The 22,400-nt window shown below is 73.4% G+C and carries 22 protein-coding genes; 14 read left to right on the forward strand and 8 right to left on the reverse strand.

The annotated features are described in order from the left end of the window. Positions 1–44: 44 nt before the first annotated feature. Positions 45–1,727: a helicase HerA-like domain-containing protein gene (locus tag FM110_RS08175; RefSeq protein ID WP_087104268.1), complete on the forward strand. Its 1,683-nt coding sequence runs from the start codon at positions 45–47 to the stop codon at positions 1,725–1,727. 134 nt (positions 1,728–1,861) lie between these two features. Here the strand turns inward: FM110_RS08175 and FM110_RS08180 are convergent, their stop codons facing one another. From FM110_RS08180 to FM110_RS08195, 4 genes are all read right to left on the reverse strand, one after another. Next, a complete protein-coding gene (locus FM110_RS08180; protein ID WP_087104269.1) occupies positions 1,862–2,491 on the reverse strand; it encodes a C39 family peptidase in 630 nt (209 codons plus the stop codon). A 348-nt stretch (positions 2,492–2,839) separates the two neighbouring features. Beyond that, positions 2,840–3,586: a phosphoglyceromutase gene (locus FM110_RS08185; protein ID WP_087104270.1), complete on the reverse strand. Its 747-nt coding sequence runs from the start codon at positions 3,584–3,586 to the stop codon at positions 2,840–2,842. Between the two features lie 78 nt (positions 3,587–3,664). Continuing rightward, entirely contained in the window at positions 3,665–4,090 is a 426-nt protein-coding gene (dtd, locus tag FM110_RS08190) for a D-aminoacyl-tRNA deacylase (RefSeq protein WP_087104271.1), read from the reverse strand. Position 4,091: 1 nt separating this feature from the next. Continuing rightward, complete coding sequence (locus tag FM110_RS08195; protein ID WP_087104272.1) at positions 4,092–5,618, reverse strand: phosphotransferase; 1,527 nt, start codon at positions 5,616–5,618, stop codon at positions 4,092–4,094. Positions 5,619–5,673: 55 nt separating this feature from the next. On the opposite strand from FM110_RS08195, the gene FM110_RS08200 reads away from it, so the two are divergent. From FM110_RS08200 to purM, 7 genes are all read left to right on the forward strand, one after another. Further along, positions 5,674–6,126 (forward strand): DUF3151 domain-containing protein, encoded by a 453-nt coding sequence (locus FM110_RS08200; RefSeq protein WP_087104273.1) that lies wholly within the window; start codon positions 5,674–5,676, stop codon positions 6,124–6,126. A gap of 140 nt (positions 6,127–6,266) precedes the next feature. Then, the gene (locus FM110_RS08205) at positions 6,267–7,574 is read left to right on the forward strand and encodes an adenylosuccinate synthase (protein WP_087104274.1); all 1,308 of its coding nucleotides are present in this window, start codon (positions 6,267–6,269) and stop codon (positions 7,572–7,574) included. A 1-nt stretch (position 7,575) separates the two neighbouring features. Then, a complete protein-coding gene (locus FM110_RS08210) occupies positions 7,576–8,016 on the forward strand; it encodes a sterol carrier family protein (RefSeq protein WP_087104275.1) in 441 nt (146 codons plus the stop codon). After that, the gene (locus FM110_RS08215) at positions 8,013–8,816 is read left to right on the forward strand and encodes a copper homeostasis protein CutC (RefSeq protein ID WP_087104276.1); all 804 of its coding nucleotides are present in this window, start codon (positions 8,013–8,015) and stop codon (positions 8,814–8,816) included. The genes FM110_RS08210 and FM110_RS08215 overlap by 4 nt, the downstream gene beginning before the upstream one ends. Next, positions 8,813–9,175 (forward strand): hypothetical protein, encoded by a 363-nt coding sequence (locus tag FM110_RS08220; RefSeq protein WP_087104277.1) that lies wholly within the window; start codon positions 8,813–8,815, stop codon positions 9,173–9,175. The genes FM110_RS08215 and FM110_RS08220 overlap by 4 nt, the downstream gene beginning before the upstream one ends. Positions 9,176–9,199: 24 nt before the next feature. Then, on the forward strand, positions 9,200–10,741 hold the full coding sequence (purF, locus tag FM110_RS08225) for an amidophosphoribosyltransferase (protein WP_087104278.1): 1,542 nt from the start codon (positions 9,200–9,202) through the stop codon (positions 10,739–10,741). Between the two features lie 8 nt (positions 10,742–10,749). Then, the gene (gene purM, locus FM110_RS08230; protein ID WP_087104331.1) at positions 10,750–11,904 is read left to right on the forward strand and encodes a phosphoribosylformylglycinamidine cyclo-ligase; all 1,155 of its coding nucleotides are present in this window, start codon (positions 10,750–10,752) and stop codon (positions 11,902–11,904) included. A gap of 99 nt (positions 11,905–12,003) precedes the next feature. On the opposite strand, the gene FM110_RS08235 is transcribed toward purM, so the two are convergent. Next, positions 12,004–12,219 (reverse strand): DUF3073 domain-containing protein, encoded by a 216-nt coding sequence (locus FM110_RS08235; protein WP_087104279.1) that lies wholly within the window; start codon positions 12,217–12,219, stop codon positions 12,004–12,006. A 339-nt stretch (positions 12,220–12,558) separates the two neighbouring features. On the opposite strand from FM110_RS08235, the gene FM110_RS08240 reads away from it, so the two are divergent. After that, complete coding sequence (locus FM110_RS08240) at positions 12,559–12,786, forward strand: BldC family transcriptional regulator (RefSeq protein WP_087104280.1); 228 nt, start codon at positions 12,559–12,561, stop codon at positions 12,784–12,786. Between the two features lie 69 nt (positions 12,787–12,855). Then, the gene (locus FM110_RS08245) at positions 12,856–13,368 is read left to right on the forward strand and encodes a hypothetical protein (RefSeq protein WP_087104281.1); all 513 of its coding nucleotides are present in this window, start codon (positions 12,856–12,858) and stop codon (positions 13,366–13,368) included. Positions 13,369–13,382: 14 nt separating this feature from the next. On the opposite strand, the gene FM110_RS08250 is transcribed toward FM110_RS08245, so the two are convergent. Continuing rightward, positions 13,383–14,396, reverse strand: a complete 1,014-nt coding sequence (locus tag FM110_RS08250) for a lysylphosphatidylglycerol synthase domain-containing protein (RefSeq protein ID WP_087104282.1) — start codon at positions 14,394–14,396, stop codon at positions 13,383–13,385. A 130-nt stretch (positions 14,397–14,526) separates the two neighbouring features. Here FM110_RS08250 and FM110_RS08255 point away from each other — a divergent pair, with 130 nt between their 5' ends. From FM110_RS08255 to FM110_RS08270, 4 genes are all read left to right on the forward strand, one after another. Then, entirely contained in the window at positions 14,527–14,868 is a 342-nt protein-coding gene (locus tag FM110_RS08255; protein ID WP_087104283.1) for a hypothetical protein, read from the forward strand. A 66-nt stretch (positions 14,869–14,934) separates the two neighbouring features. Beyond that, positions 14,935–17,658, forward strand: a complete 2,724-nt coding sequence (locus FM110_RS08260) for a UvrD-helicase domain-containing protein (RefSeq protein WP_087104284.1) — start codon at positions 14,935–14,937, stop codon at positions 17,656–17,658. Positions 17,659–17,667: 9 nt separating this feature from the next. Further along, a complete protein-coding gene (locus FM110_RS08265) occupies positions 17,668–17,889 on the forward strand; it encodes a ribbon-helix-helix domain-containing protein (protein ID WP_087104285.1) in 222 nt (73 codons plus the stop codon). Positions 17,890–17,892: 3 nt separating this feature from the next. Then, positions 17,893–18,210: a type II toxin-antitoxin system PemK/MazF family toxin gene (locus tag FM110_RS08270; protein WP_087104286.1), complete on the forward strand. Its 318-nt coding sequence runs from the start codon at positions 17,893–17,895 to the stop codon at positions 18,208–18,210. Between the two features lie 271 nt (positions 18,211–18,481). On the opposite strand, the gene FM110_RS08275 is transcribed toward FM110_RS08270, so the two are convergent. Both FM110_RS08275 and FM110_RS08280 read right to left on the reverse strand, forming a co-directional pair. Then, complete coding sequence (locus FM110_RS08275) at positions 18,482–21,202, reverse strand: multicopper oxidase domain-containing protein (protein ID WP_327230625.1); 2,721 nt, start codon at positions 21,200–21,202, stop codon at positions 18,482–18,484. Then, a complete protein-coding gene (locus tag FM110_RS08280) occupies positions 21,199–22,296 on the reverse strand; it encodes a hypothetical protein (RefSeq protein ID WP_087104288.1) in 1,098 nt (365 codons plus the stop codon). The genes FM110_RS08275 and FM110_RS08280 overlap by 4 nt, the downstream gene beginning before the upstream one ends. Positions 22,297–22,400 lie beyond the last annotated feature (104 nt).

Genomic DNA, 22,400 nt, shown 5'->3' on the forward strand with positions numbered 1-22,400 from the left:
CCGTGCCCGTCCCACCCGAATCCCGGGCCGACTCAGGAGCTGAGATGACCGAGACCCCCGAGCCCGTCGAGACCGCCCCCGCGCCCGCTCCCGAGGGAGCCGCCGCAGCCTCCGACGCGCCCGCTGCCGCGCCCGCCGTCGAGCTGTCGCCCGCTGCCGAGGCCGTCCGCGACGCCTACGCCTTCGAGGGCGCTCGCATCCACCTCGGCGCGCTGATGGAGGGCGAGGAGCCGAACCCGGCTGCCCCCGTGAACCTCTCGCTCGCGATGCTCAACCGCCACGGCCTCATCGCCGGCGCGACCGGCACCGGCAAGACCAAGACCCTGCAGGTGATCGCGGAGCAGGTGGCCGCGGCGGGCACGCCCGTCTTCGTCGCCGACATGAAGGGCGACCTCTCGGGCATCGCCGTCCCCGGGGCGGACTCCCCGAAGATCCGCGAGCGCGCCGCGGCGCGCGGCCAGCAGTGGCAGCCCCGCGCGGGCGCGACCGAGTTCTACAGCCTCGGCGGTCAGGGGACGGGCGTGCCGATCCGCACCACGGTCTCCGACTTCGGCCCCCTGCTGCTGTCCAAGGTGCTCCAGCTCAACGAGACCCAGGAGTCCTCCCTCGCCCTGATCTTCCACTACGCCGACACCCACGGCCTGGGCCTGCTGGACCTCAAGGACCTCCGCGCCCTGATCCAGTTCCTCACCTCCGACGACGAGGGCAAGAAGGAGCTGAAGTCCATCGGCGGGATCTCCAGCGCCACCGCCGGCGTGATCCTGCGCGAGCTCACCGCCTTCGAGGCCTCGGGGGCCGACGCCTTCTTCGGCGAGCCCGCCTTCGACACCAAGCACCTGCTGCGCCGCACGCCCGACGGCGCCGGCATCATCTCGTGCCTCGAGCTCCCGGCCGTGGCCGAGCGGCCGGCCCTGTTCTCGACGTTCATGATGTGGCTGCTCGCGGACCTCTACCAGGACCTCCCCGAGGTCGGCGACGCCGAGAAGCCCGAGCTCGTCTTCTTCTTCGACGAGGCGCACCTGCTGTTCGCCGACGCCTCCAAGGACTTCCTGCAGCAGGTGGTCCAGACGGTCCGGCTCATCCGCTCCAAGGGAGTGGGCGTCTTCTTCATCACCCAGATGCCCAAGGACGTCCCCGCCGACGTCCTCGCGCAGCTGGGCAACCGCGTCCAGCACGCCCTGCGCGCCTACACCCCGGATGATGCCAAGGCCCTCAAGGCGACCGCGAGCACGTTCCCGACCAGCGACTACGACCTCGAGAAGGTCCTGACGACCCTGCCCACGGGCGCGGCCGTCGTCACCGTCATGAGCGAGGACGGCGCGCCCACGCCCGTGGCCGTCACCGCCGTCCGCGCCCCCGAGTCGTCGATGGAGCCGTGCCCCGCCCCGACGATGGACGCCGTCGTCGCCGCGAGCGCCCTGAACGCCGAGTACGCCCAGGTGATCGACCGCGAGAGCGCCTACGAGATCCTCGCGAAGCGCGACGCCGAGGCGGACGCCGCGGGGGCCGAGGGCGGGAAGGACGGCGCGAACCCGTACGACGCGCCCGCTCCCGCCGGGGGCGAGACCGATCGCCCCGCCGCCCGCGAGAAGGCGGCACCGCGCGCCAAGGAGGAGCCCGGCTTCTTGGACAACCCGGCCGTGAAGTCGTTCCTGCGCTCGGCCGGCACGGTGCTGGGCCGCGAGGTCACCCGCTCGATCTTCGGCACGCGCCGCCGACGCCGCTGACGATGCGCTCCTGACCGCGTCGACGGAGGGCGCTCACCGGACCGCGAGGTTCGGCGAGCGCCCTCCATGCTTCGAGAAGCGATGCGGCTGCGTGTCCGGGCGCGCGACGGCAGCCGATCAGGTCCGAGCGGCGATCACCAGAAGTAGCCGCGTCCGGCGCAGTAGTTCGCGACCGACTGCGCAGGCAGCCAGTAGCGGTGGGGGAGCGAGGACGAGAGGGTGGACCCCGCGGGATCGGAGATCCGCAGCGTGCGGTACCGCGTGTCGTAGCCGTCGATCGTCACGTAGTGGTAGATCGTGCCGCGGTTCCCTCCCCACTTCGGGTACTGGCCGGGAAGCACGATCCAGTTGCACACGGTCGCGTAGCCGTCGTCGACATTCTTGGTCGCCCGGTCCCACAGCAGGTTCCCCTGCGCAGTCGTCGCAGTCATACTGCCCATCCACTCCGCCCGGTACACCGCGTTCGGGACGAATCGCGACAGCACCGGGGCCATCGAACCGAAGTTCGTGCCGTTGGTCGTGGTGCCGAGCGCGCTCGCGAGAGTTCCCTGCGACGGGGGCGTCGAGTCACGGGCGCTCACGGCGATGCGCGCGGCGGCAGGGCCGCAGTAGTACTGGGTGACCTGCTGCTGCCAGGTGGTGGGCTCGATCTTCTCGCCCCGGGTCCGGGGCGTGTAGGCGGAGGCGGGTGCGACGAGCGCGCCGGTGCCGACGAGGGCCGTGCCTGCGCCGAGGGTGCGCAGAAGGGTGCGACGGGTGAGCATGGGCTTGTCTCCTGGGGGTCGGAGCACCGAGAGGCGCTCAGCGAGCGGGCACGTGTGTGCTCGGCGTCACAGTAGGACCGCGGTGGCGCCCGGGACATGGACTGAACTGCCCATCGACAGTCGAGGACGGATAGGGATGCAATGAGGGGTTGAGCCCCCTTTGTCCGCTCTTCGGCAGCGCGATCCCGCTGTCCCTCGCTCCGGAGGCCTGCCGTGGATTTCGTACCGGTGCGGGGGCGTCCCCGGACAAGACCCTGGTCCGGTGCCGGGAACGGCGGAGCCCCCGGATCCGCGGGAGGCGGATCCGGGGGCTCCGGGTGAGCGCGAGCTCAGAGCGCTCTCAGCGCGTCACTTCTTGCCCTGGTTCGCGACGGCCTCGGCGGCGGCCTTCGCGGCGACCGGGTCGAGGTAGCGGCCGCCCTTCTCCACGGGCTTGAAGTCGTCGTCGAGCTCGTACACGAGCGGCTGGCCGGTGGGGATGTTCAGGCCCGCGATCTCCTCGTCGGAGATGTCGTCGAGGAACTTCACCAGCGCGCGCAGCGAGTTGCCGTGGGCGGCCACCAGCACGGTCTTGCCGCTGGCGAGATCGGGCTTGATGCCCTCCTCCCAGTACGGCAGGAAGCGCTTGACGACGTCCTTGAGGCACTCGGTGCGGGGCATCTGCTCGCCCAGGTCCGCGTAGCGGGGGTCCTGATCCTGGGAGAACTCGGTGCCGAACTCGATCGCGGGCGGCGGCACGTCGTAGGAGCGGCGCCACTGCATGAACTGCTCGTCGCCGTACTTGTCGCGGATCTCGGTCTTGTTCAGGCCCTGCAGGGCGCCGTAGTGGCGCTCGTTGAGGCGCCAGTCGCGGCGCACCGGGATCCAGTGGCGGTCCGCGGCGTCGAGCGCGAGGTTCGCGGTCTTGATGGCGCGGCGCAGGAGGGAGGTGTGGAGGACGTCGGGCAGGACGCCCTGGGCCTTCATGAGCTCACCGGCGGCGACGGCCTCGGCCTCGCCCTTCTCGGACAGGGGCACGTCGACCCAGCCGGTGAAGAGGTTCTTGGCGTTCCATTCGCTCTCGCCGTGGCGGAGCAGCACGAGTGTGTAGGTCATGCTCCAACCCTACGACGCCCGCGGAGGCCGTTCCCAGGACGTCCGGACGGGCGGCGGCCTCACGCGCGCCGCAGCGCGTCACGCCTCGACGATCACCGTGAACGGACCGTCGTTCGTCAGCGACACCCGCATCTGCGCGCCGAAGCGGCCCGTGGCGACCTCGACGCCTCGGCCGCGGACCGCATCGACGACGGCGTCCACGAGGGGCTCGGCGACGGGTCCCGGGGCGGCGGCGCTCCACGAGGGGCGGCGCCCCTTGCGGGTGTCCCCGTAGAGCGTGAACTGGGAGACGATCAGCACCCCGGCGCCCGCGTCGAGCACCGAGCGCTCGCCGTCGAGGAGCCGCAGCTCGCAGATCTTGCGGGAGATGCGCTCGACCTGCTCGGCGCCGTCGTCGTGCGTGACGCCGAGGAGGACCAGCAGCCCCTCGCCGTCGACCGCGCCGACCGTCTCCCCATCGACCTCGACGGCCGCCGAGTCGACCCGCTGGATCACCGCGCGCATCTCAGGCCCCCGTCCGGATGTCGGGGCCGGGCGCGGAGGGTGCGGGCGTGGCCCGGGGTTGCGTCCGCACGGACCGTGCGGGGCGCTCCTGCGTCGGCGCATCGCGGTCCCCGGGGGACTCGGGCGCCGCCGCGTGCACCGGCGGGCGCGCCGCGATCCGCGAGGACGGGCCGTGGGAGATCGGGGCGAAGGTCGCATCCGGATGCGGCGCCGGGCGCGGCGGGATGCGGCGGACGCGGCCGCCGGACGCGGCGATCGACCGCGCGCGCTCCATCCAGGCCTCCGCGACGCGCACGATCGCCTCGGTCGCCCGCTCCCAGGCGGGCTCCTGCTGCCGGTGCGGGCCGGTCGCGAGCGACAGGACGACACCCGCGGCCCGCAGCGCGAGCTCCTGGGGGTCGACGCGCGCGGCGAACACGCTGGTCCACTGCGTCGTGGCCTCGTCGACGCGCCGATGGATCTCGGGCGGGATCCGGCCCGTCGTCCCGTAGTCGGCCAGCACGCTCAGGTGCGCGACCAGGCAGGCGAGATCGTCGGCGCGGCGCCCGGGCCCCACGGTGTCGATGTCGAGCAGGCCCACCACCCGTCCGTCGTCGACGAACACCTGGGCCTCGTAGAAGTCCCCGTGGACCACATCGTGCGGGTGCAGTCCGATGCGCTGATCGACTTCCGCCAGGCCCGTGCGGATCCCCGCGACCAGAGCGTCGAGGCGCGGTGCGAGCGCGGGCATCGAGGCGCCGACGATGCCCGCGTAGAAGGCCGCCGAGTCCGTCCACGGGGCGCGCAGCGGCGCCGGGTACAGGGAGGCGGGCAGGCGGTCGAGGAGCGCGACGAGATCCTCGCCGCGGCAGGCGTCCGGCCCCTCCTCGAGGACGGCACGGGCCAGCGGGCGGCCCGGGAGCTCCGCGAGGACGACGAGGCCCTCGTGGTGGGCGAGGACGACGGGGACCGGCACGCCCGCCGACAGCAGGTGCCGGTGGCGCTCGACGATCTCGCCGCTGCGGTGGGGCTGCATGACCTTGAGGAACACGGCGCGGTCGGCGAGCTGCGCACGCAGCACGGCGCGGCGCCCGGGCCGGTAGGAGATGACCTCGAGGGGCACGCTGGCCTGCGGGCCGATCCCGGTGGGGACGCCCAGCTCCTCGAGCGTCGCGGCGACCACGTCGGGGTAGCAGACGCGCGCGAGCATCGGCAGCCAGGGGTCGTGCGGGTAGCGCCAGACCCGCACGGAGATCTCCCCGTCGGTCATGACCAGGGACTGCTCGGCGCTGCGGAGGTCCTTCTCCGGCTCGCCGATGTGGGCGCTGGCTCCGAACAGCTCCTCGCGCGGGGGCGCGGCGGGGCCGTCGAGCTCGGGCCAGGAGACCTGGGTGCGGTAGAGGGCCTTGGTGGAGCGCCCGGGCCGGTGGTCCACGTGGTCGAGCTCCCACGAGCGCAGGGATCCCCCCGCGTTGTCCACCGCCGAGCGCAGCAGGCCCCCGGCCTCCGGCCCTGTGAGCAGCTCCGAGCCGTCGAGCGATTGCGCCATGGCACGTTTCTACCAGGTGCGGCCCCTCCCATGCCCGCCCTCTACCATGGAGCGCATGGCTGAGAACGATCCCGCACGTCCCGCCCCCGAGCCCGCCGTGCTCCCCGGACAGAACCTGCTCGGGATCCCGCCGACGCTGCTGCCGGAGGACCACCCTGACGTGGAGGTCGCGGAGGCGGTGCGCGAGGGTGCCGACCCGCGCGAGCTCGCCGCCGGCCGACCCGATTCGAGCCTCGCCTGGGCGCTGCTGGCCCAGGAGGCCCTCTCCGACGGGGATGACGTCGCCGCCTACGCGTACGCCCGCACCGGCTACCACCGCGGTCTCGACGCGCTGCGCCGTGCCGGCTGGCGCGGCCAGGGGCCGATCCCGGCATCCCACGCGCCCAACCGCGGCTTCCTGCACGCGCTGGCGCTGCTCGGCGAGGCCGCCTCCCGGATCGGCGAGCGCGACGAGGCCGAGCGGATCATCGCCTTCCTCCGCGAGGCGGATCCCACGCTCGTCCCCTGAGGTGCGGCCCCGCACCCGGACGCCCGGAGCGCGGGGCCGGTAGACTCGGCGCGTCCTCGCGACGCCGTGGGCGCCCGCCCCCGTCGCGGGTGCCGTCTCTGGCGCGAGGACATCCACCGCCGTCGTCGAATGGAGTCGCCATGCCCGCCGTCGTGATCGTCGGAGCCCAGTGGGGCGACGAGGGCAAGGGGAAGGCCACCGACCTGCTCGGCGAGCGCGTCGACTGGGTGGTCAAGCCCAACGGCGGCAACAACGCCGGGCACACCGTCGTGGTCCACGGCAGCAAGTTCGAGCTCAAGCTCCTGCCCGCCGGCATCCTGTCCCCGCGGGTGACCCCGGTGATCGGCAACGGCGTGGTGGTTAACCTCGAGGCCCTGTTCGAGGAGATCGGCGTGCTCGAGGCCCGCGGCGTCGACACCTCCCGCCTGCGCATCAGCGCGAACGCCCACATCGTTGCGCCCTACCACCAGACGCTCGACAAGGTCACCGAGCGCTTCCTGGGCAAGCGCGCGATCGGCACCACCGGCCGCGGCATCGGCCCCGCCTACATGGATAAGGCAGGGCGCCTGGGCATCCGCGTCCAGGACCTCTTCGACGCCTCGATCCTGCGCCAGAAGGTCGAGGCCTCCCTGCGCCAGAAGAACGAGCTGCTGGTCAAGGTCTACAACCGGCGCACCGTGGACGCCGAGGAGATCACGCAGAAGCTGCTGTCGTACGCCGAGCGCCTGCGCCCGATGGTCGTCGACACCACCGAGCTGCTGAACACCGCGCTCGACCGCGGTGAGGTGGTCCTCATGGAGGGCGGCCAGGCCACCTACCTCGACGTCGACCACGGCACATACCCGTTCGTCACCAGCTCCAACCCGACCGCCGGCGGCGCCTGCACGGGCTCGGGCATCGGGCCCACCCGCATCGACCGGGTGATCGGCATCGTCAAGGCGTACACGACGCGCGTGGGCGCCGGCCCGTTCCCCACCGAGCTCGACGACAAATGGGGCGAGTTCCTCCAGCGCGTGGGCCACGAGGTGGGCGTGAACACCGGGCGGCCCCGCCGCTGCGGCTGGTACGACGCGCTCATGATCCGCCACGCCCAGCGCATCAACGGCTTCACCGACATCGTGCTGACCAAGCTCGACGTCCTGACGGGGATCGACGAGATCCCCCTGTGCATCGGCTACGACATCGACGGCGTGCTCCACCGCGACATGCCGATGACCCAGACCGAGTTCCACCACGCGGTCCCGGTGTACGAGACGATGCCCGGCTGGACCGAGGACATCACCGCCTGCCGCACGCTCGAGGACCTCCCCGCCAACGCCCGCGCCTATGTGGAGCGCCTCGAGGAGCTGGCTGGATGCCGCATCTCCGCGATCGGCGTCGGCCCCGACCGCGACGACACGATCGCGGTCCACGACCTCCTGCCGACCGGCGCCCGCGAGGCCCGCTGACGTGACGCCCCGCCGGACCGATCCCGCCGAGGGCGACGCCGCGCTCGCGGCCTGGGCCACGGACCCCGACGCCGCTCGCCGGGGCGTGCTCGCGCCCGCGGTGCGCCGCACCCTCGAGCTGTTCGCCGAGGAGTTCCCCGGCGGCGCCGTCGAGCTGCGCGTCCCGCCGTTCGCTGCCGTGCAGGCGATCGCGGGGACCCGCCACACCCGCGGCACGCCCCCGGCGGTGGTCGAGACCGATGCGCGGACCTGGTTGGAGCTCGTCACCGGGGCCCTGAGCTGGGCCGATGCCTGCGCCGCCGGCCGGGTGAGCGCGAGCGGAGAGCGAAGCGACCTGAGCGAGCAGCTTCCGCTGCCCGGGCCCCGCCGCATCGCGCGCCGCGCCGCCGACGCGGCCGGGGACGGCGCGATGGACGGTGCTGCGAGCGGGGGAGGGGCATGAGCGTCGCCGTCGAGATCGCCGTCCAGGACGAGGCCGGACTGGTCGTCGCCGCGCACGCCGGGGCGGACCGCGTCGAGCTGTGCATCGACCTCGAGCACGGCGGGTCCACGCCGCCCCTCGCGCTCGTCGAGGCCTGCGTGTCCCGCACCCGCGAGCTGCTGGCCGCGCACGACGCGAAGCCGCAGTTCGGCGTCCACGTGCTCATCCGCCCGCCCTCTCACGCCCGCGACTTCCTGGGCCGCCCCGAGCTGTTCGCGTTCTCCGACGACCAGGTGGAGGCCATGGCCGCGGACGCCGCCGCGGCGGTCGCGGCCGGCGCCGACGGCGTCGTGATCGGGGCCCTCGCCCAGGATCCCGACGGGACCTGGCACCTCGACGAGGGCGCGACCGAGCGCATCCGCGACGCCGCCCTCGAGGCCGCGGCGCGCGCGCTGCGCGGGATCACCGTCGCCTGCCACCGCTGCGTGGACGCCCTGCCGGATGCCGCGGCACGGGCCGAGGCCGTGCGCACCGCCCTGCGCCTGGGCCTGGGACGCGTCCTGACCAGCGGGGGAGCCGAGCGCGCCCTCGACGGCGCCGCCGACATCGCCGCGATGGTCGAGGCCTCCGAGGGGATCGTCGACATCTGCGCGGGCGGCGGGGTGCGCCCCGCGGACATCGCGCCGCTCGTCCGCGCGAGCGGTGCCACGGACATCCACCTCTCGGGCCGTCTGCCGTCGGGGCCCGCCCCCGACGCCCAGGAGACCCTCACCGACCCCGCGGTCTGCACGGCCGCGGTCGACGCCGCAGGAGCACTGTGAACACCGCCGACGACACCACCCCCGCCGCCACGGACGCCGCCGCCGACACCGACGAGGACGGCGCGCAGGTGCTGCTCGTGCGGCGCCGCCGCACCCCCGCGCTCGGGTTCTGGGTGCTGCTCGCCCTCGCCGTCGCGTTCCTCGGCGGCACCGTCGTGGCCTGGCTCGCCGAGGTCCGCGCACCGGCGGGGATGCTCTACTTCGGGGTGACCGCGGCGGTGATGGTCGGCCTGCCGCTGGCCGCGCTGGCCGCCCTCGTCGATGCGATCGCCGACCGGCGCCGTCGACGCCGCGCGACCGGGATCGGCACCGCGGGGCGCGGCGCAGGTCACGATCCCGCACCGGGCTCCGAGTCCTGACCTGCGCTGTGGCATGATGCACGAGTGGTACGAGGCGACGGACTCCTGACCCACGACCTCCTCCCCGGCGAGAAGGGCCCGCAGGACGCCTGCGGCGTCTTCGGCGTGTTCGCCCCCGGTGAAGAGGTCGCCAAACTGACCTATTACGGTCTCTACGCGCTGCAGCACCGCGGACAGGAGTCCGCGGGCATCGCCGCGTCCAACGGCTCCCAGATCCTGGTGTACAAGGACATGGGGCTCGTCTCGCAGGTCTTCGACGAGGCGGCGCTCGGCGCGCTGACCGGGCACATCGCCATCGGGCACGCCCGCTACTCGACCACCGGCGGCTCGACCTGGTCGAACGCGCAGCCCACGTTGGGCCCGCGCCACGAGGGCACGGTCGCGCTCGCGCACAACGGCAACCTCGTCAACACCCACGAGCTCGTCGAGCTGCTCGCCGAGCGCACCGGCCCCGCGGGCCGGCGCACCGGGGAGATCGCCCAGGGCAACACGACCGACACCGCGCTGGTGACCGCGCTCCTGGACACCCCCGGCACCCTCGAGGACTCCCTGCGCGACCTCCTGCCGCACCTGCGGGGCGCCTACTGCTTCGTCGTCATGGACGAGGACGCCCTGTACGCCGCCCGCGACCCGCAGGGGATCCGGCCGCTGGTCCTCGGACGCCTCGAGCGCGGCTGGGTGGTCGCCTCGGAGACCGCCGCCCTGGACATCTGCGGCGCGAGCTTCGTGCGCGAGGTCGCCCCCGGCGAGATGATCGTCATCGACGAGCAGGGCCTGCGCTCCGAGCAGGTCCAGGAGCCCGCCCCCAAGGGCTGCGTCTTCGAGTACGTGTACCTCGCCCGCCCCGACACCCGCATCTCCGGGCGCAGCGTCAACGAGTCCCGCATCGAGATGGGGCGCCGCCTCGCACGCGAGCACCCGGTCGAGGCCGACCTCGTGATCCCCACCCCGGAGTCGGGCACGCCGGCCGCGATCGGCTACGCCCAGGAGTCCGGCATCCCCTACGGCCAGGGCATGGTCAAGAACGCCTACGTGGGGCGCACGTTCATCCAGCCCAGCCAGACGATCCGCCAGCTGGGCATCCGCCTGAAGCTCAACCCGCTCAAGGAGATGATCGCGGGCAAGCGCCTGGTGGTCATCGACGACTCGATCGTGCGCGGCAACACCCAGCGCGCCGTCGTCCGCATGCTGCGGGAGGCCGGGGCGGCGGAGGTCCACGTGCGGATCTCCTCGCCGCCCGTCCGCTGGCCCTGCTACTACGGCATCGACTTCGCGACCCGCGCCGAGCTCATCGCCAACGGCCTGGACCCCGAGGAGATCGCCCGCTCGATCGGCGCGGACTCCCTGGGCTTCATCTCCCAGCAGGGCATGGTCGAGGCGACCGCCCAGAGCGCCGAGAACCTGTGCGTCGCGTGCTTCACGGGCGAGTACCCGGTGAGCCTGCCGGACCCGACGCTGCTGGGCAAGAGCGTCCTCGAGGTCAAGCGCGAGGAGGCCGAGCAGGCCGCGCTCGCCGTCGCGGCCCCCACCCCGACCACGGACCCGACCGAGGAGACCCCCCGATGATCCTGCCCATGACGGGCGCCGGAGCCCGGCCCGAGCGGACCGGCGCCGGCATCACGTATGCCGCCGCCGGTGTCGACACCCATGCCGGCGACCGCGCCGTCGAGCTCATGAAGGAGGCCGTCGCCGCGACGCACGGCCCCGAGGTGCTCGGGGGCGTGGGCGCCTTCGCGGGCCTCCTCGACGTCTCCGCCCTCAAGGACTACCGGCGCCCGCTGCTCGCCTCCAGCACCGACGGCGTGGGCACCAAGATCGCGATCGCCCAGGCGATGGACGTGCACGACACGATCGGCCAGGACCTCGTGGGCATGGTCGTCGACGACATCGTCGTGGTGGGCGCCCGCCCCCTCGCGATGACCGACTACATCGCGTGCGGCCGCGTGGTCCCCGAGCGGATCGCGGACATCGTCCGCGGTATCGCCCAGGGCTGCTCGCTGGCGGGCTGCGCGCTGGTGGGCGGGGAGACCGCCGAGCACCCCGGGCTGATGGGCCCCGACGACTACGACGTCGCGGGCGCCGCGGTCGGGGCGGTCGAGGCCGACGCCCTGCTCGGACCCGATCGCGTGCGAGCCGGCGACGTCGTGATCGGCATGGACTCCTCGGGCCTGCACTCCAACGGCTACTCGCTCGTGCGCGCGATCGTCTCCGCCCGCTCCCTCGCCTGGGACCTCCACGTCGACGAGCTCGGCCGCACCCTCGGCGAGGAGGCCCTCGAGCCGACCCGCATCTACACCGGCGACCTGCTGGCGCTCCTGGCGACCGATGCGGGGGCGGGCGTGCACGCGCTCAGCCACGTGACCGGCGGCGGGCTCGCCGCGAACCTCGCGCGCGTGATCCCGCAGGGGCTCGGCGCGCGCATCGACCGCGGCGCGTGGACGCCCGGCGCGGTGTTCTCGCTGCTGGCGGGCTGGGGCTCGGTGCCGCTCGCGGATCTCGAGGCGACGCTCAACATGGGCATCGGCATGGTGGCGGTCACCGCCCCCGAGCAGGCCGATGCGGTCACCGCCGAGCTGAGCGGACGGGGGCTGTCCGCGCGGGCGATCGGCGAGGTCGTGGCGCGCGACGCGCTCGGCACGGCCGGCAGCGGCGAGGTGCTCGTCGAGGGCGCCAAGGGCGTCGACGGCGGAGGCGTGCTCATGACAGGTGCGCACCCCGGCTGGTCCTGACCTGCTCCCGTGCGCGCCGGACCGGTGGCCCGACCGGTGCCGGATGCGCGAGAGGGGCGGTCCCAGCGGGACCGCCCCTCTCGCGGGAGCAGGTGAGCCTCAGCGGCGGCGAGCGGAGCGCGGGGCCGCGCTGGGGGACCAGGTGTCGTCGTCGACGTCCTCGGCACCTTCCGCGTCGTACTCCGCGTCGTCGTAGCGATCGTTCGCGGAGGACTGCAGCTCGCGCTGGAGGGCGGTGAGGTCCGTGGGCGGGCTGTAGTACTTCAGGTCCCGCGCGACCTTGGTCTGCTTGGCTTTCTGTCGGCCACGACCCATGGATCTGACCCCCTGTGCGTCGTAAAGTCCTGGCGCGCGAGAGCGCGGCGATGGCGTAGTTCGAGACCCAAGGGTACATCGTGGGCGACGGCGAACGGTAACGGGGCGCGCGTGAGGTGCGCTTCCTCGCGGGCGGGGTCATGCGGTCCGGGCCGTGCGATCCGGGCGGCGGGACTCCGGCCGCGTGAACCGGATCCGACTCCCGACCCGCCCGATCAGTCGGGATGGCGATGCTCGGCCTGCCGTGACGTAATGTGGAGGGTCGCCCGGGAGTGTCCGCCGCACTGGGCGCTGACCTATTCGACCGCGGCACCGCCGCCCGATGCACTGGAGCGATCCATGACCCGCGAGGTCCCCCTGCCCGAGACGTCCGAGGACGCACCCGAGACACTTCTGACGCCGGCCGAGGTGGCGCAGCTGTTCCGCGTGGACCCCAAGACCGTCACGCGCTGGGCCCAGTCCGGCAAGCTCTCCTCGATCCGCACCCTCGGTGGACACCGTCGCTATCCCCAAAGCGAGGTCATGCGCCTCCTCGACGCCGGGAAGGCGCAGCGCGAGGACTCCTGACCCGCTCTCCGACGCCCTACGATGGACGACGAACGCCGTCCATCGAGCGGAAGGCACGGCCCGAGCCCCATGGGATCCCCGCGGACCCGCGCGCTGCGCACCCTCGCGCAGGAGCACCGGCGCGCCGCGGACCGGCTCGTGCTGCTGCGTCTGCGCATGGCGCGCGCCTTCGCCGAGGTCGGCGGTGCGCAACCCGACACGGCTCTCGACGATCTCCACCGGGTATGGACCGCGCGCCACTACGCCGACATCGGCGCCCTCGCGACGCGCCTGCGGTCGACCTCGACGCAGCTGGGCGACGCGGCGCAGCGCCTCGAGCGCGCCGAGGGGTCCCGCATGGGCGGATACGCGGGGGCCGGGTACCTGGGTGCCGGTGATCTCGCCGCCGCGCGGGCACGGGAGCGCGCGCGGACCTTCGCCGCGCGGTCGAGCGCCGATCTCGGCGGGGCGCTCGGGGGAGGGCTGCACGTGGATGCCAGCGTCACCGGGACGGTCCTGCGGCCGATCGCGCTGCCCGGACGCAGCGCCTCCCATGCGATCGGCGCCTCGCTGCGGACGCCCCCTGATCCCTTCGGCGACTGACGTGTCCGTGCGCGTCAGCGACGACGCAGGACGGCAGGGGCCGCGAGGACGCCCAGGACCACCGGGACCAACAGCGTCATGACGGAGACCAGCACGGAGGCCGCACCGCTGGCCGCGCGCTCCGCGCCGAGGGCGACGAGCAGGGCCGCCGAGCCCGCCTCCGCGAGCCCCGCCCCGCCGGGAGTGATCGGCACGAGCGCGAGAAGACGCCCCAGGACCAGCACCCCTACGGCCTGAGCCGACGGCACGACGACGCCGACGGCATGCAGCGCGACCAGCAGCGCGCCCAGCTGCAGGAGGCGGATCGCGAGCGGGGCCCCGAGCACGATGGCGCCGTGCGTGCGCAGCCGGGACGCGACCCGCTCGCGGACGTCGAGCACGTCATCGATATCGACCCGTCCCTCCACCACGCGCCCCAGGCCGAGACCCTCGAGCCCCTCGCGCGCTCCCTCGAGCAGGCGGCGCAGGGGCGCCGGACGCAGCACGAGCGCACCCGCTGCGAGCACCGCCGGGCAGAGCAGGCCGAGGGCGATCAGCGCCGCCGCGGCACCGGGGCCCAGCAGCCCGGGTGCGCTGAGCAGCAGGCACAGGGCGCCGACGGGCACCAGGAGGAGGCCGACGGCGGCCTCCGCGACGGTCACCGCGACGAGCCCGGCGATCGTGTCCGCCCGGGAGACGCCGGCCCGGCGCGAGACGGCGTACAGGAGGCCCGCGGCGATCGTCGCACCCCCGGGGACGGCGACCGAGACGGCCGTCGCCGCCGCCGACGCCGGGAGGGCGCGACGCAGGCCCAGCCCGCGGATCGCGCCCGCCGTCCCGGTCGCCGACGCGCCGAGCGCGCCGAGGGCCAGGAGCACCAGGAGCGCGAGCGAGAGCGGCGGGGCCGCGCGGAGCGCAGCGAGCACCGCATCCCAGCCGACGCCCGTGGCGCGCGGCATCAGGACGGCGAGCAGGGCGAGCGCGAGGACGCAGGACGCAGCCGTCAGGGCGAGCCGGCTCCGGGTCAGTCGCGGTGCGGGCTCGGTCATGGCCGACAGTCTTCCATGCGCTCCCTCGTGCTTCCCCGTGCCGCCCTGGCTCCCTCATGCGGCGCCTCCGTGGGCGGCACCACCTCGCGCGGTCCAGGTCGCAGGCAGGTGCCGTCCCTAGGATCAGGGCATGCACACCCTCCTCGGCATCCTCGTCGTCCTCCACATCATCTGCTGGGCCATCGCGCTCGGCGCCTGGGCCGCGGCCGCCCGCACGAAGCAGCCCGTCAAGGGCATGGCGCACGCCGCGAGCGGCGCCGTCGTCCTGGGACTGGCCGCCATGATGATCGGCATGTCCTCCGGCGGCGGCCACCTGTTCTACACGCTCAAGCTCGTCTTCGCCGTCATCGCGATGGTCTGCGCATGGATGTCCATCCGCGAGGACCGCCGCCCGAACGCCGTCGTCTGGTACCTCATCCCGATCAGCATCGTCGCCAACATCGTCATCGGCGTCTTCCACATCGGCGCCTGACCCGTCTCACCGGAGGCGTGCGCGACGGGCGCGTCCGTCAGGCGCTCCGCCTATCCTGGGCGGGCCATGAGCTCACTCTTCGACGACCTCTCCCTGCCCGACGCCTTCCGCCGCCTCGACGGCGTGGACGTTGGCCCCGCCTCGCCCGCGCAGCCCCCTGCCGCGCCGTCGGGGCCGGCGGCCGCGCCCTGGGACGCCGAGGAGCCGCCGCCGGAGGACGAGCCCCCGTTCGAGGAGGAGCCGCCGCGCGAGGAGGACCCCTTCGCCCGCGACGTGCCCGTCGTCCCGGCCGCGCGCCCGGCCCCGCCGTCGTGGGGCGCGGCCGACCCGTCGGCCCTTGCGGAGCTCACCGACGGCCTCAACACACCCCAGCGCGAGGCCGTCGAGCACCGCGGATCGCCCCTGCTCATCGTCGCGGGCGCCGGTTCCGGCAAGACCCGCGTGCTCACGCGGCGCATCGCCCACCTGCTGCGCTCCGGCGAGTCGCTGCCCGGGGAGATCCTCGCGATCACCTTCACCAACAAGGCCGCCGCCGAGATGAAGGAGCGCGTCGAGGAGCTCGTGGGCCCCGTCGCCCGCTCCATGTGGGTCTCGACGTTCCACTCCGCGTGCGTGCGGATCCTGCGCCGCGAGCACGACGCCGCGGGCCTGCGCTCCTCGTTCTCCATCTACGACTCCGCGGACTCCCTGCGCCTGATCACGAACATCGCCAAGGACCACGGCCTCGATGTGAAGAAGAACCCGCCGCGGGGCATCGCCTCGAGGATCTCGAGCCTCAAGAACGAGCTGACCGACCCGATCGACTTCGCCGACCAGGCCGAGAGCGCGAAGAATCCGTGGGAGAAGTCCATCGCGCAGGTCTACACCGCCTACACCGAGCGCCTGCGCCAGGCCAACGCCGTCGACTTCGACGACCTCATCGGGCTGACCGTGACGATGCTGCGGAACAACCCGGCGATCCGCGAGACGTACCGGCGGCGCTTCCGCCACGTGCTCGTCGACGAGTACCAGGACACCAACCCGGCCCAGTACGCGCTCGTGCGCGAGCTCGTGGGCGATGACCCGCGCGCGGACCTCACCGTCGTCGGCGACTCCGACCAGTCGATCTACGCGTTCCGCGGCGCGACCATCCGCAACATCGTCGAGTTCGAGCAGGATTTCCCCTCGGCCCGCACCATCGTGCTCGAGCAGAACTACCGCTCGACCCAGAACATCCTGACCGCGGCCAACGCCGTGATCGAGGAGAACGAGGGGCGCCGCAAGAAGAACCTGTGGACCGACGAGGGCGCGGGCGAGAAGATCACGCTGTACGTCGCCGACGACGAGCGCGGGGAGGCCCAGTACATCGGCCGCCAGATCGACGCCCTCGTCGACGCCGGGCGCAGCGCCGGGGATATCGCGATCTTCTACCGCGCCAATGCGCAGTCGCGGGCGCTCGAGGACCAGCTGATCCGCGTGGGCCTGCCCTATCGCGTGGTCGGCGGCACCCGCTTCTACGAGCGCCGCGAGATCAAGGACGCGATGGCCTACTTGCGTCTGCTCGCCAACCCGGACGACGAGATCAACCTGCGGCGCATCCTCAACGTGCCCAAGCGCGGCATCGGCGACCGGGCCGAGGCCGCGGTCGCGCTGCTGGCCGAGCAGGAGCGGATCGGCTTCGCGCAGGCGCTGCGCCGCGCCGAGGAGGCCCCGGGCATCGCGACCCGATCCCTCGGGGCGATCGCGAAGTTCACGACCATGCTCGACGAGCTGGGCGAGCTGGTCGCCGAGGGGACGGGCCCGGCGGACGTGCTCGAGGCGATCCTCACCACGTCCGGGTACTACGCCGAGCTGCAGAGCAGCGATGACCCGCAGGACGAGTCGCGCCTGGAGAACCTCGCCGAGCTGATCTCCGTGGCCGCCGAGTTCGAGGCCTCCGTCGAGGCCGGCGCGGCCGCCGCCAGCGAGTTCGAGGACGATGACGCCGCCGAGGGCGACGCCGCGACCGCCCCGGCGACGGTGCCCGCTGCGGTGGGGGAGGACCTCGACACGGAGGCCGCGCTCGTGGCGCCCGACGACCCGGAGGCCTCCGTGATCGACCAGTTCCTCGAGAAGGTGGCGCTGGTCGCGGACGCCGACCAGCTGCCCGGCAGCGAGGACCAGTTCGTCACCCTGATGACGCTGCACACCGCCAAGGGCCTCGAGTTCCCGGTCGTGTTCCTCACCGGGCTGGAGGACGGCACGTTCCCCCACCAGCGGTCGATGTCCGACCCCGAGCAGCTCGAGGAGGAGCGGCGCCTGGCGTACGTGGGCATCACCCGCGCCCGCGAGAAGCTGTACCTCACGCGCGCCCAGATGCGGGCCGCCTGGGGAGCTCCGCAGTACTTCCCCGCGAGCCGCTTCCTCGACGAGGTCCCCGAGAAGGTCCTCGACGTGGCGCGCGCCGGGTCGAGCCTCGCGGGCGGCGGCTTCGGCGGCGGGTACGGGGGCTACGGCTCGAGCGGATCGGGCTACGGCGGGTCGGGCTCGAGCGGCTACTCCCGCGGGCCCTCCGTCACCGGGGTGGGCGTGGGAGGCGCCAACCGCCGCGACATCTCCCGCCCGTCCTTCGCGCCGAGCCGCAAGCCCAAGGCCGCCGCCGACCTGCCCTCGCTCGCCGTCGGCGACTACGTCACCCACGACTCCTTCGGCATGGGCACGGTCGCCTCCGTGAGCGGCGAGGGCGAGAAGACGCAGGTCGAGGTCGTGTTCAAGGAGCCCCACGGCCGCAAGCGACTGCTGCTGCGCTACGCGCCGATCACGAAGCTGTAGGCCACGCAGATCGCCGTGCGCCTTCCCGATGACGTCGTGCGCTTCCTCGATCGAGCCGTCGACCGGGGCGTCGCGTCGAGCCGCGCCGCCCTCGTCGCCCAGGCGGTGGAGCGGGAGATGCGCCAGCAGGCCGCCGAGGACGATGCCGAGATCCTGCGGACCGCCGGCGCCGCGGACGACCTCGACTCCCTCGTGGCCTGGACCGCGGCCGGCAGTCGGCTCGAGGACTGACGGATGCGGGAGATCCGCCTGGCGAAGCTCGACACGACCCGACCGGTGCTGATCCTGACCCGCGACACGGCCCGATCCGCGATGACGAAGGTGACGGTCGCCCCCATCACCTCCACGGTCAAGGGGCTGTCGAGCGAAGTGCGGCTCGGTAAACGCAACGGGCTCGAGCATGACTGCGCGGCCGCGCTCGACAACACGGTCACGATCCCCGCCGCGCTGCTGGGACGCACGATCGGCTTCCTCCGTCCCGAGCAGGAGAGGGACCTCGCGGCGGCCGTTGTCCTCGCCTTCGACCTCGATCTTCCCCTCATGGACGGCTGAGGGCCGATTCCTCAGCAGGCGGGTCAGGACTCTGCACCCCGGCGCCGGCGCCGGACGTGCGGAGCATGTAGCCCGGCGAGGCCTCGAGCAGATGCTGGACCGCATCGACGTCGGCGGGAGAGAGCGGACGGAGCGAGAACGGCATGCGGTGAGCCTATGAGGTGACAGAACCGGTAGCCCTGCGTGCAGACGCCCCGCTCAGGCGCATCGTCTGCACGTATAGCTGCCAGTTCTGTCAGGAGCGCCGGGCGGTGTGCAGGCTGAGCAGGGCTCAGGCCGTGACCTCGATGATCCCGCGCGCCCCGCGCTCCATCTCCACGAAGGAGTGGTTGACGAAGGTGTAGTGCCCCGGCTCCTCGAACACCATCTCCACGAAGCCGCCCTGGGCGGAGGCCAGGTCGAGGGCCTGCGCGCCGCCGCCGGTCTCCTGCTCCGGCCGCAGCAGGAACGCGCCCTCCTTGAACACGGTGTCGAACTGGGCGCCCACCACGTGGAAGCTGATGCCCCGGCTCGGTCCGGCGGCCAGTACCCAGATGCGCACGCGCTCGCCGACCTTCGCCTGCAGCGGCGCATGCACGTACTGGTTGGCATGGCCGTTGAACATCGTGAGGTCCGGCTTCTCCTCGGCGATCTTGCCGGCGTCCACCTCGCCGCCGTCCGGGCCCAGGTAGGCCTCCGACTGGACCAGCACCCACTCCTTATCCACGACCGCGGCGGTCGCGGGCGTCACGATCACGGCGCCGAACATGCCCGCGGCGATGTGCATGCTCATCGGCATGGTCGAGCAGTGGTAGAGCCAGATGCCCGAGCGGTGGAGCTGGAAGACGTAGTCGAGGGCCTCGCCCGGCGGGATCGTGCGCATGTTCGCGTCGGGGGAGACCGTGCCGGCGTGGAAGTCGACCGAGTGGCCCATCGAGCCGTTGTTCACCAGATGCACGGCCATCGTGTCGCCGATCGAGGCGCGCAGTACCGGCCCCATGGGGCGCCCGCCGAAGGTCATCACCGTCTGCGGCACGCCCGGGGCGAGCTCCTGCACGTCCTCCGTCACGACCAGCTCGATCTCCTGGCGGCCCGGGGCGGGCAGCGGGGGCAGAGCGGCATCGCGCGTGACGAAGCCGTCGCCCGGGGGCACCGTGAGGTCCACCGTGCGGCGCTCGCCCGCGGCACCCGAGCCCATCGAGGCCATGTCGTGGCCCTCGTGGCCGCCGCCGTCGGAAGCCGCCGAGCCGGCCGCGCCGACGGCCCTGACGGTCAGGACCATGCCCATCGCCCGGTGCCCGGCGATCGAGCACCAGCCGTCGATATCGCCGGTGACGACGCCCGTCGTGATCGTGCCGCTTGCTCCGGGGGCGAGGCGCCCCGTGGTCTCGCCGGTCGCGAGCACGAGATCGTGCACCTGCTCCGGATCCTCGTTGCGGACGGTGATCTCGAGCGTGTCTCCGGCCGGGACGTCGATCACGGCGGGGGTGAAGCGCATGCCGGCGGCGACCACGGCGACCTTCGTGGTGTGCCCGGTGGGGGCGACGTCGCCGGAGCCGCCGGAGGACCCGGCATCGTCACCCCTGCCGCTGCCGCCGCCGATCGCGCTGCCGAGCGCGACGGCGCCGAGCACCCCGCCCAGCCCCACGACGGCCTCGGCGAAGTGGCGGCGGTCGGTGCCGGGGGCGGCGGGACGAGCCTGTGCCCTCGCCGCCGACGCTCCCGCGGGAGCGTCGTCCGACGGGGGCTCCGCCGCCTCGGCCGCCGTGCGCTTGCGCTCGCGCACCGAGACGATGACCATGCGGATCATCAGCGGCAGCACCGCCGCGAACGCGCCGAACACCACCAGGGACACCAGCACCCGGGTCCAGGAGTCCTGGGACAGCAGGAAGACGATCAGGCCCGCATTGACGATCGCGACCCGGCCCGCGCCGAAGCGATCCATCTCCGCCAGGGCCGCCCGCACCGCACGGGGCCCGCCGCCCATCACGGTGGGCATGAGGTGGCTCATCGCGCCCAGCAGCAGCTGCAGCAGGAACCCGGCGACGAAGGGGACCGTCAGCTGCTGGACGTCCCCGGCCAGCAGCTCATGGCCGCCGGGCGGGCCCGTCCGACCGGCGATCACGGCGAGCGCGATGACGGAGCCGATCAGCCAGAGCACGCCCGCGGCCACCGACAGCGCCGCGAACGTCGTCGGCGCGCTCGCCCGGGCGCAGGCCACGAGATGACGGCCGATGATCCCCAGGCCCACCAGGTAGAGCACGGTACCCGCCGCCACCGCGAGCCCGACGCCCCCGAGCGCCCCGCCGATCATCACGGCCAGGGCCCCCAGCATCACGATCAGCGCGCGGCTGCCCGCGCGGTCCTGCCCCTCCTGCATGCGGGTGCGCAGGATCGTCGGCCACAGCGTCACGAGCGTCCCGGCCGCCGTGATCCCGACGAAGCCCAGCACATTGGTGATCTGGTGGGCCAGGAGCACGCGCCCCTGCCACGGCTCACCGAGGCCGAAGGCCAGGAAGGACCCCAGCAGGGCGCCGACGGGCAGCAGCAGAGCGGCGCCGACGTAGAAGCGGACGGTCGCGGTGAAGCGCGCCGGGAGCGCCCGGCGCAGCTGCCCCAGCAGCGAGAGCGCGTACCAGGTCATCGCGCCCGCGACGATCAGGGCGCCGGCGCTCGTGACGATCGGCTGCTCGGCCACCATGCCCGTGCAGGTCACGGCGACGCCGAGGGTGAGCGCGTAGATGCGCCGGACCTGGACGCGGCGGTCGGCCTCGTCCAGCCGCACCTTCAGCAGGGACTCCGCGAAGTGCTGGCCCCAGATCATGATTGACGTGGTCACGAGGCCGAGGGTGACCATGTGCACGAGCAGCCAGCGCGACTGCGGGATCCAGCGGTGGACGACCACGAGGACGATCAGCGCGGCCATCCACCACAGGATCGGCCGGGAGGCCTTGCGATGCCAGGCGCCGCGACCGGTCGGCGAGGCAGGACGGGCGGGGGAGGGCAGGGTCAACGGAGGGCCTTTCGACGACGGCGCCGCCGCACCTGGGATGCGGACAGCGCGGCGAACAGGAGGAGGGAGACGATGCCGAGGACCCCGCCGCTCCGGACAGCGGCGGGGAGATCGAGCGCATCGCCGATCCCCAGGCGGATCAGCAGGGACAGGTGCAGCAGCGCGGACGGGACGTGCATCCACGGGGTGTACGGCAGGTCCACGCGGAGCACGGCGGGCAGGATGATGGGCGCATGGGCCATGATCATCGCGATCACGAAGCCCAGGAAGAAGGCGTGGACGAGGGCGTCGTAGGAGCGGGTCCCGGAGACGACCGGCCCGATGACGAGCCACAGCCCGGCGGGCACCAGCAGCCACAGGTAGCCCAGCGACAGCTGGATACCGACGAAGCCGGGCAGACCGCCCGCGCGGGCGGTGCGCAGCGCGGGATCGTGCACGAGCAGCCACGCGACGGCGGCGATGAGCAGCACCGCGAGCAGGCGGACGCCGATGCCCGGGGCGACGAGGGAGACCGGCAGGGAGCCCAGGACGGCGATGCCGATCACGAGCAGACCCACCGGGCGACGCAGCACGATCCGGGACAGCTCGAGGCGCTCGCCGAGGATCGTCAGCAGCACGAAGGCCATCAGGCACGGCAGCACGTGGGAGACGGGCGAGCCGGCCAGCAGCCCGATCGCCCCGATGGTCGCGGCGATCGCCCCGGCCGCCTGCAGCGCGACGGCGTCGTCCCGGCTGCGCCGCCACAGCGGCACGTACAGGGCTACCATCGCCGCGGCACCCAGTACCGTCAGGGTGCGTCCGACCGCGAGGGGCAGCGGCGCGAGGATCAGGGCGATGCCGCCGAGCCCCAGCAGCAGGGGCGAGACGAAGCCCCACGTCCGGGCGAGGGCCGCGGCGCGCTCGAGGGCGATGACGGTCGCGACGAAGCCCAGCACCATCAGCGGGCCGTGCTGGTCGGCGAGCCGCGCGAGGTCGACGGGGGCATGGACGCCCAGCAGGATCGCGGCGCCGTCGAGCCCGGCGAGCAGCGCGGCGCCGGCCGGGAGGAGCAGGACCAGGCGTGCGGCGGGGTGCGTTGAAAGCCCCTCGTTCATCGCAGGGGGGTGCAGTCGTCGGCGAGGAGGATCATCGGTGCCGACACTACTCGCGAGGGATGCGGCGATGACTGTTGAGCGGCTCCTGGAGCGGGAGCGGCCGG

This window comes from Brachybacterium nesterenkovii, from assembly GCF_900163655.1.
GTDB lineage: Bacteria > Actinomycetota > Actinomycetes > Actinomycetales > Dermabacteraceae > Brachybacterium > Brachybacterium nesterenkovii.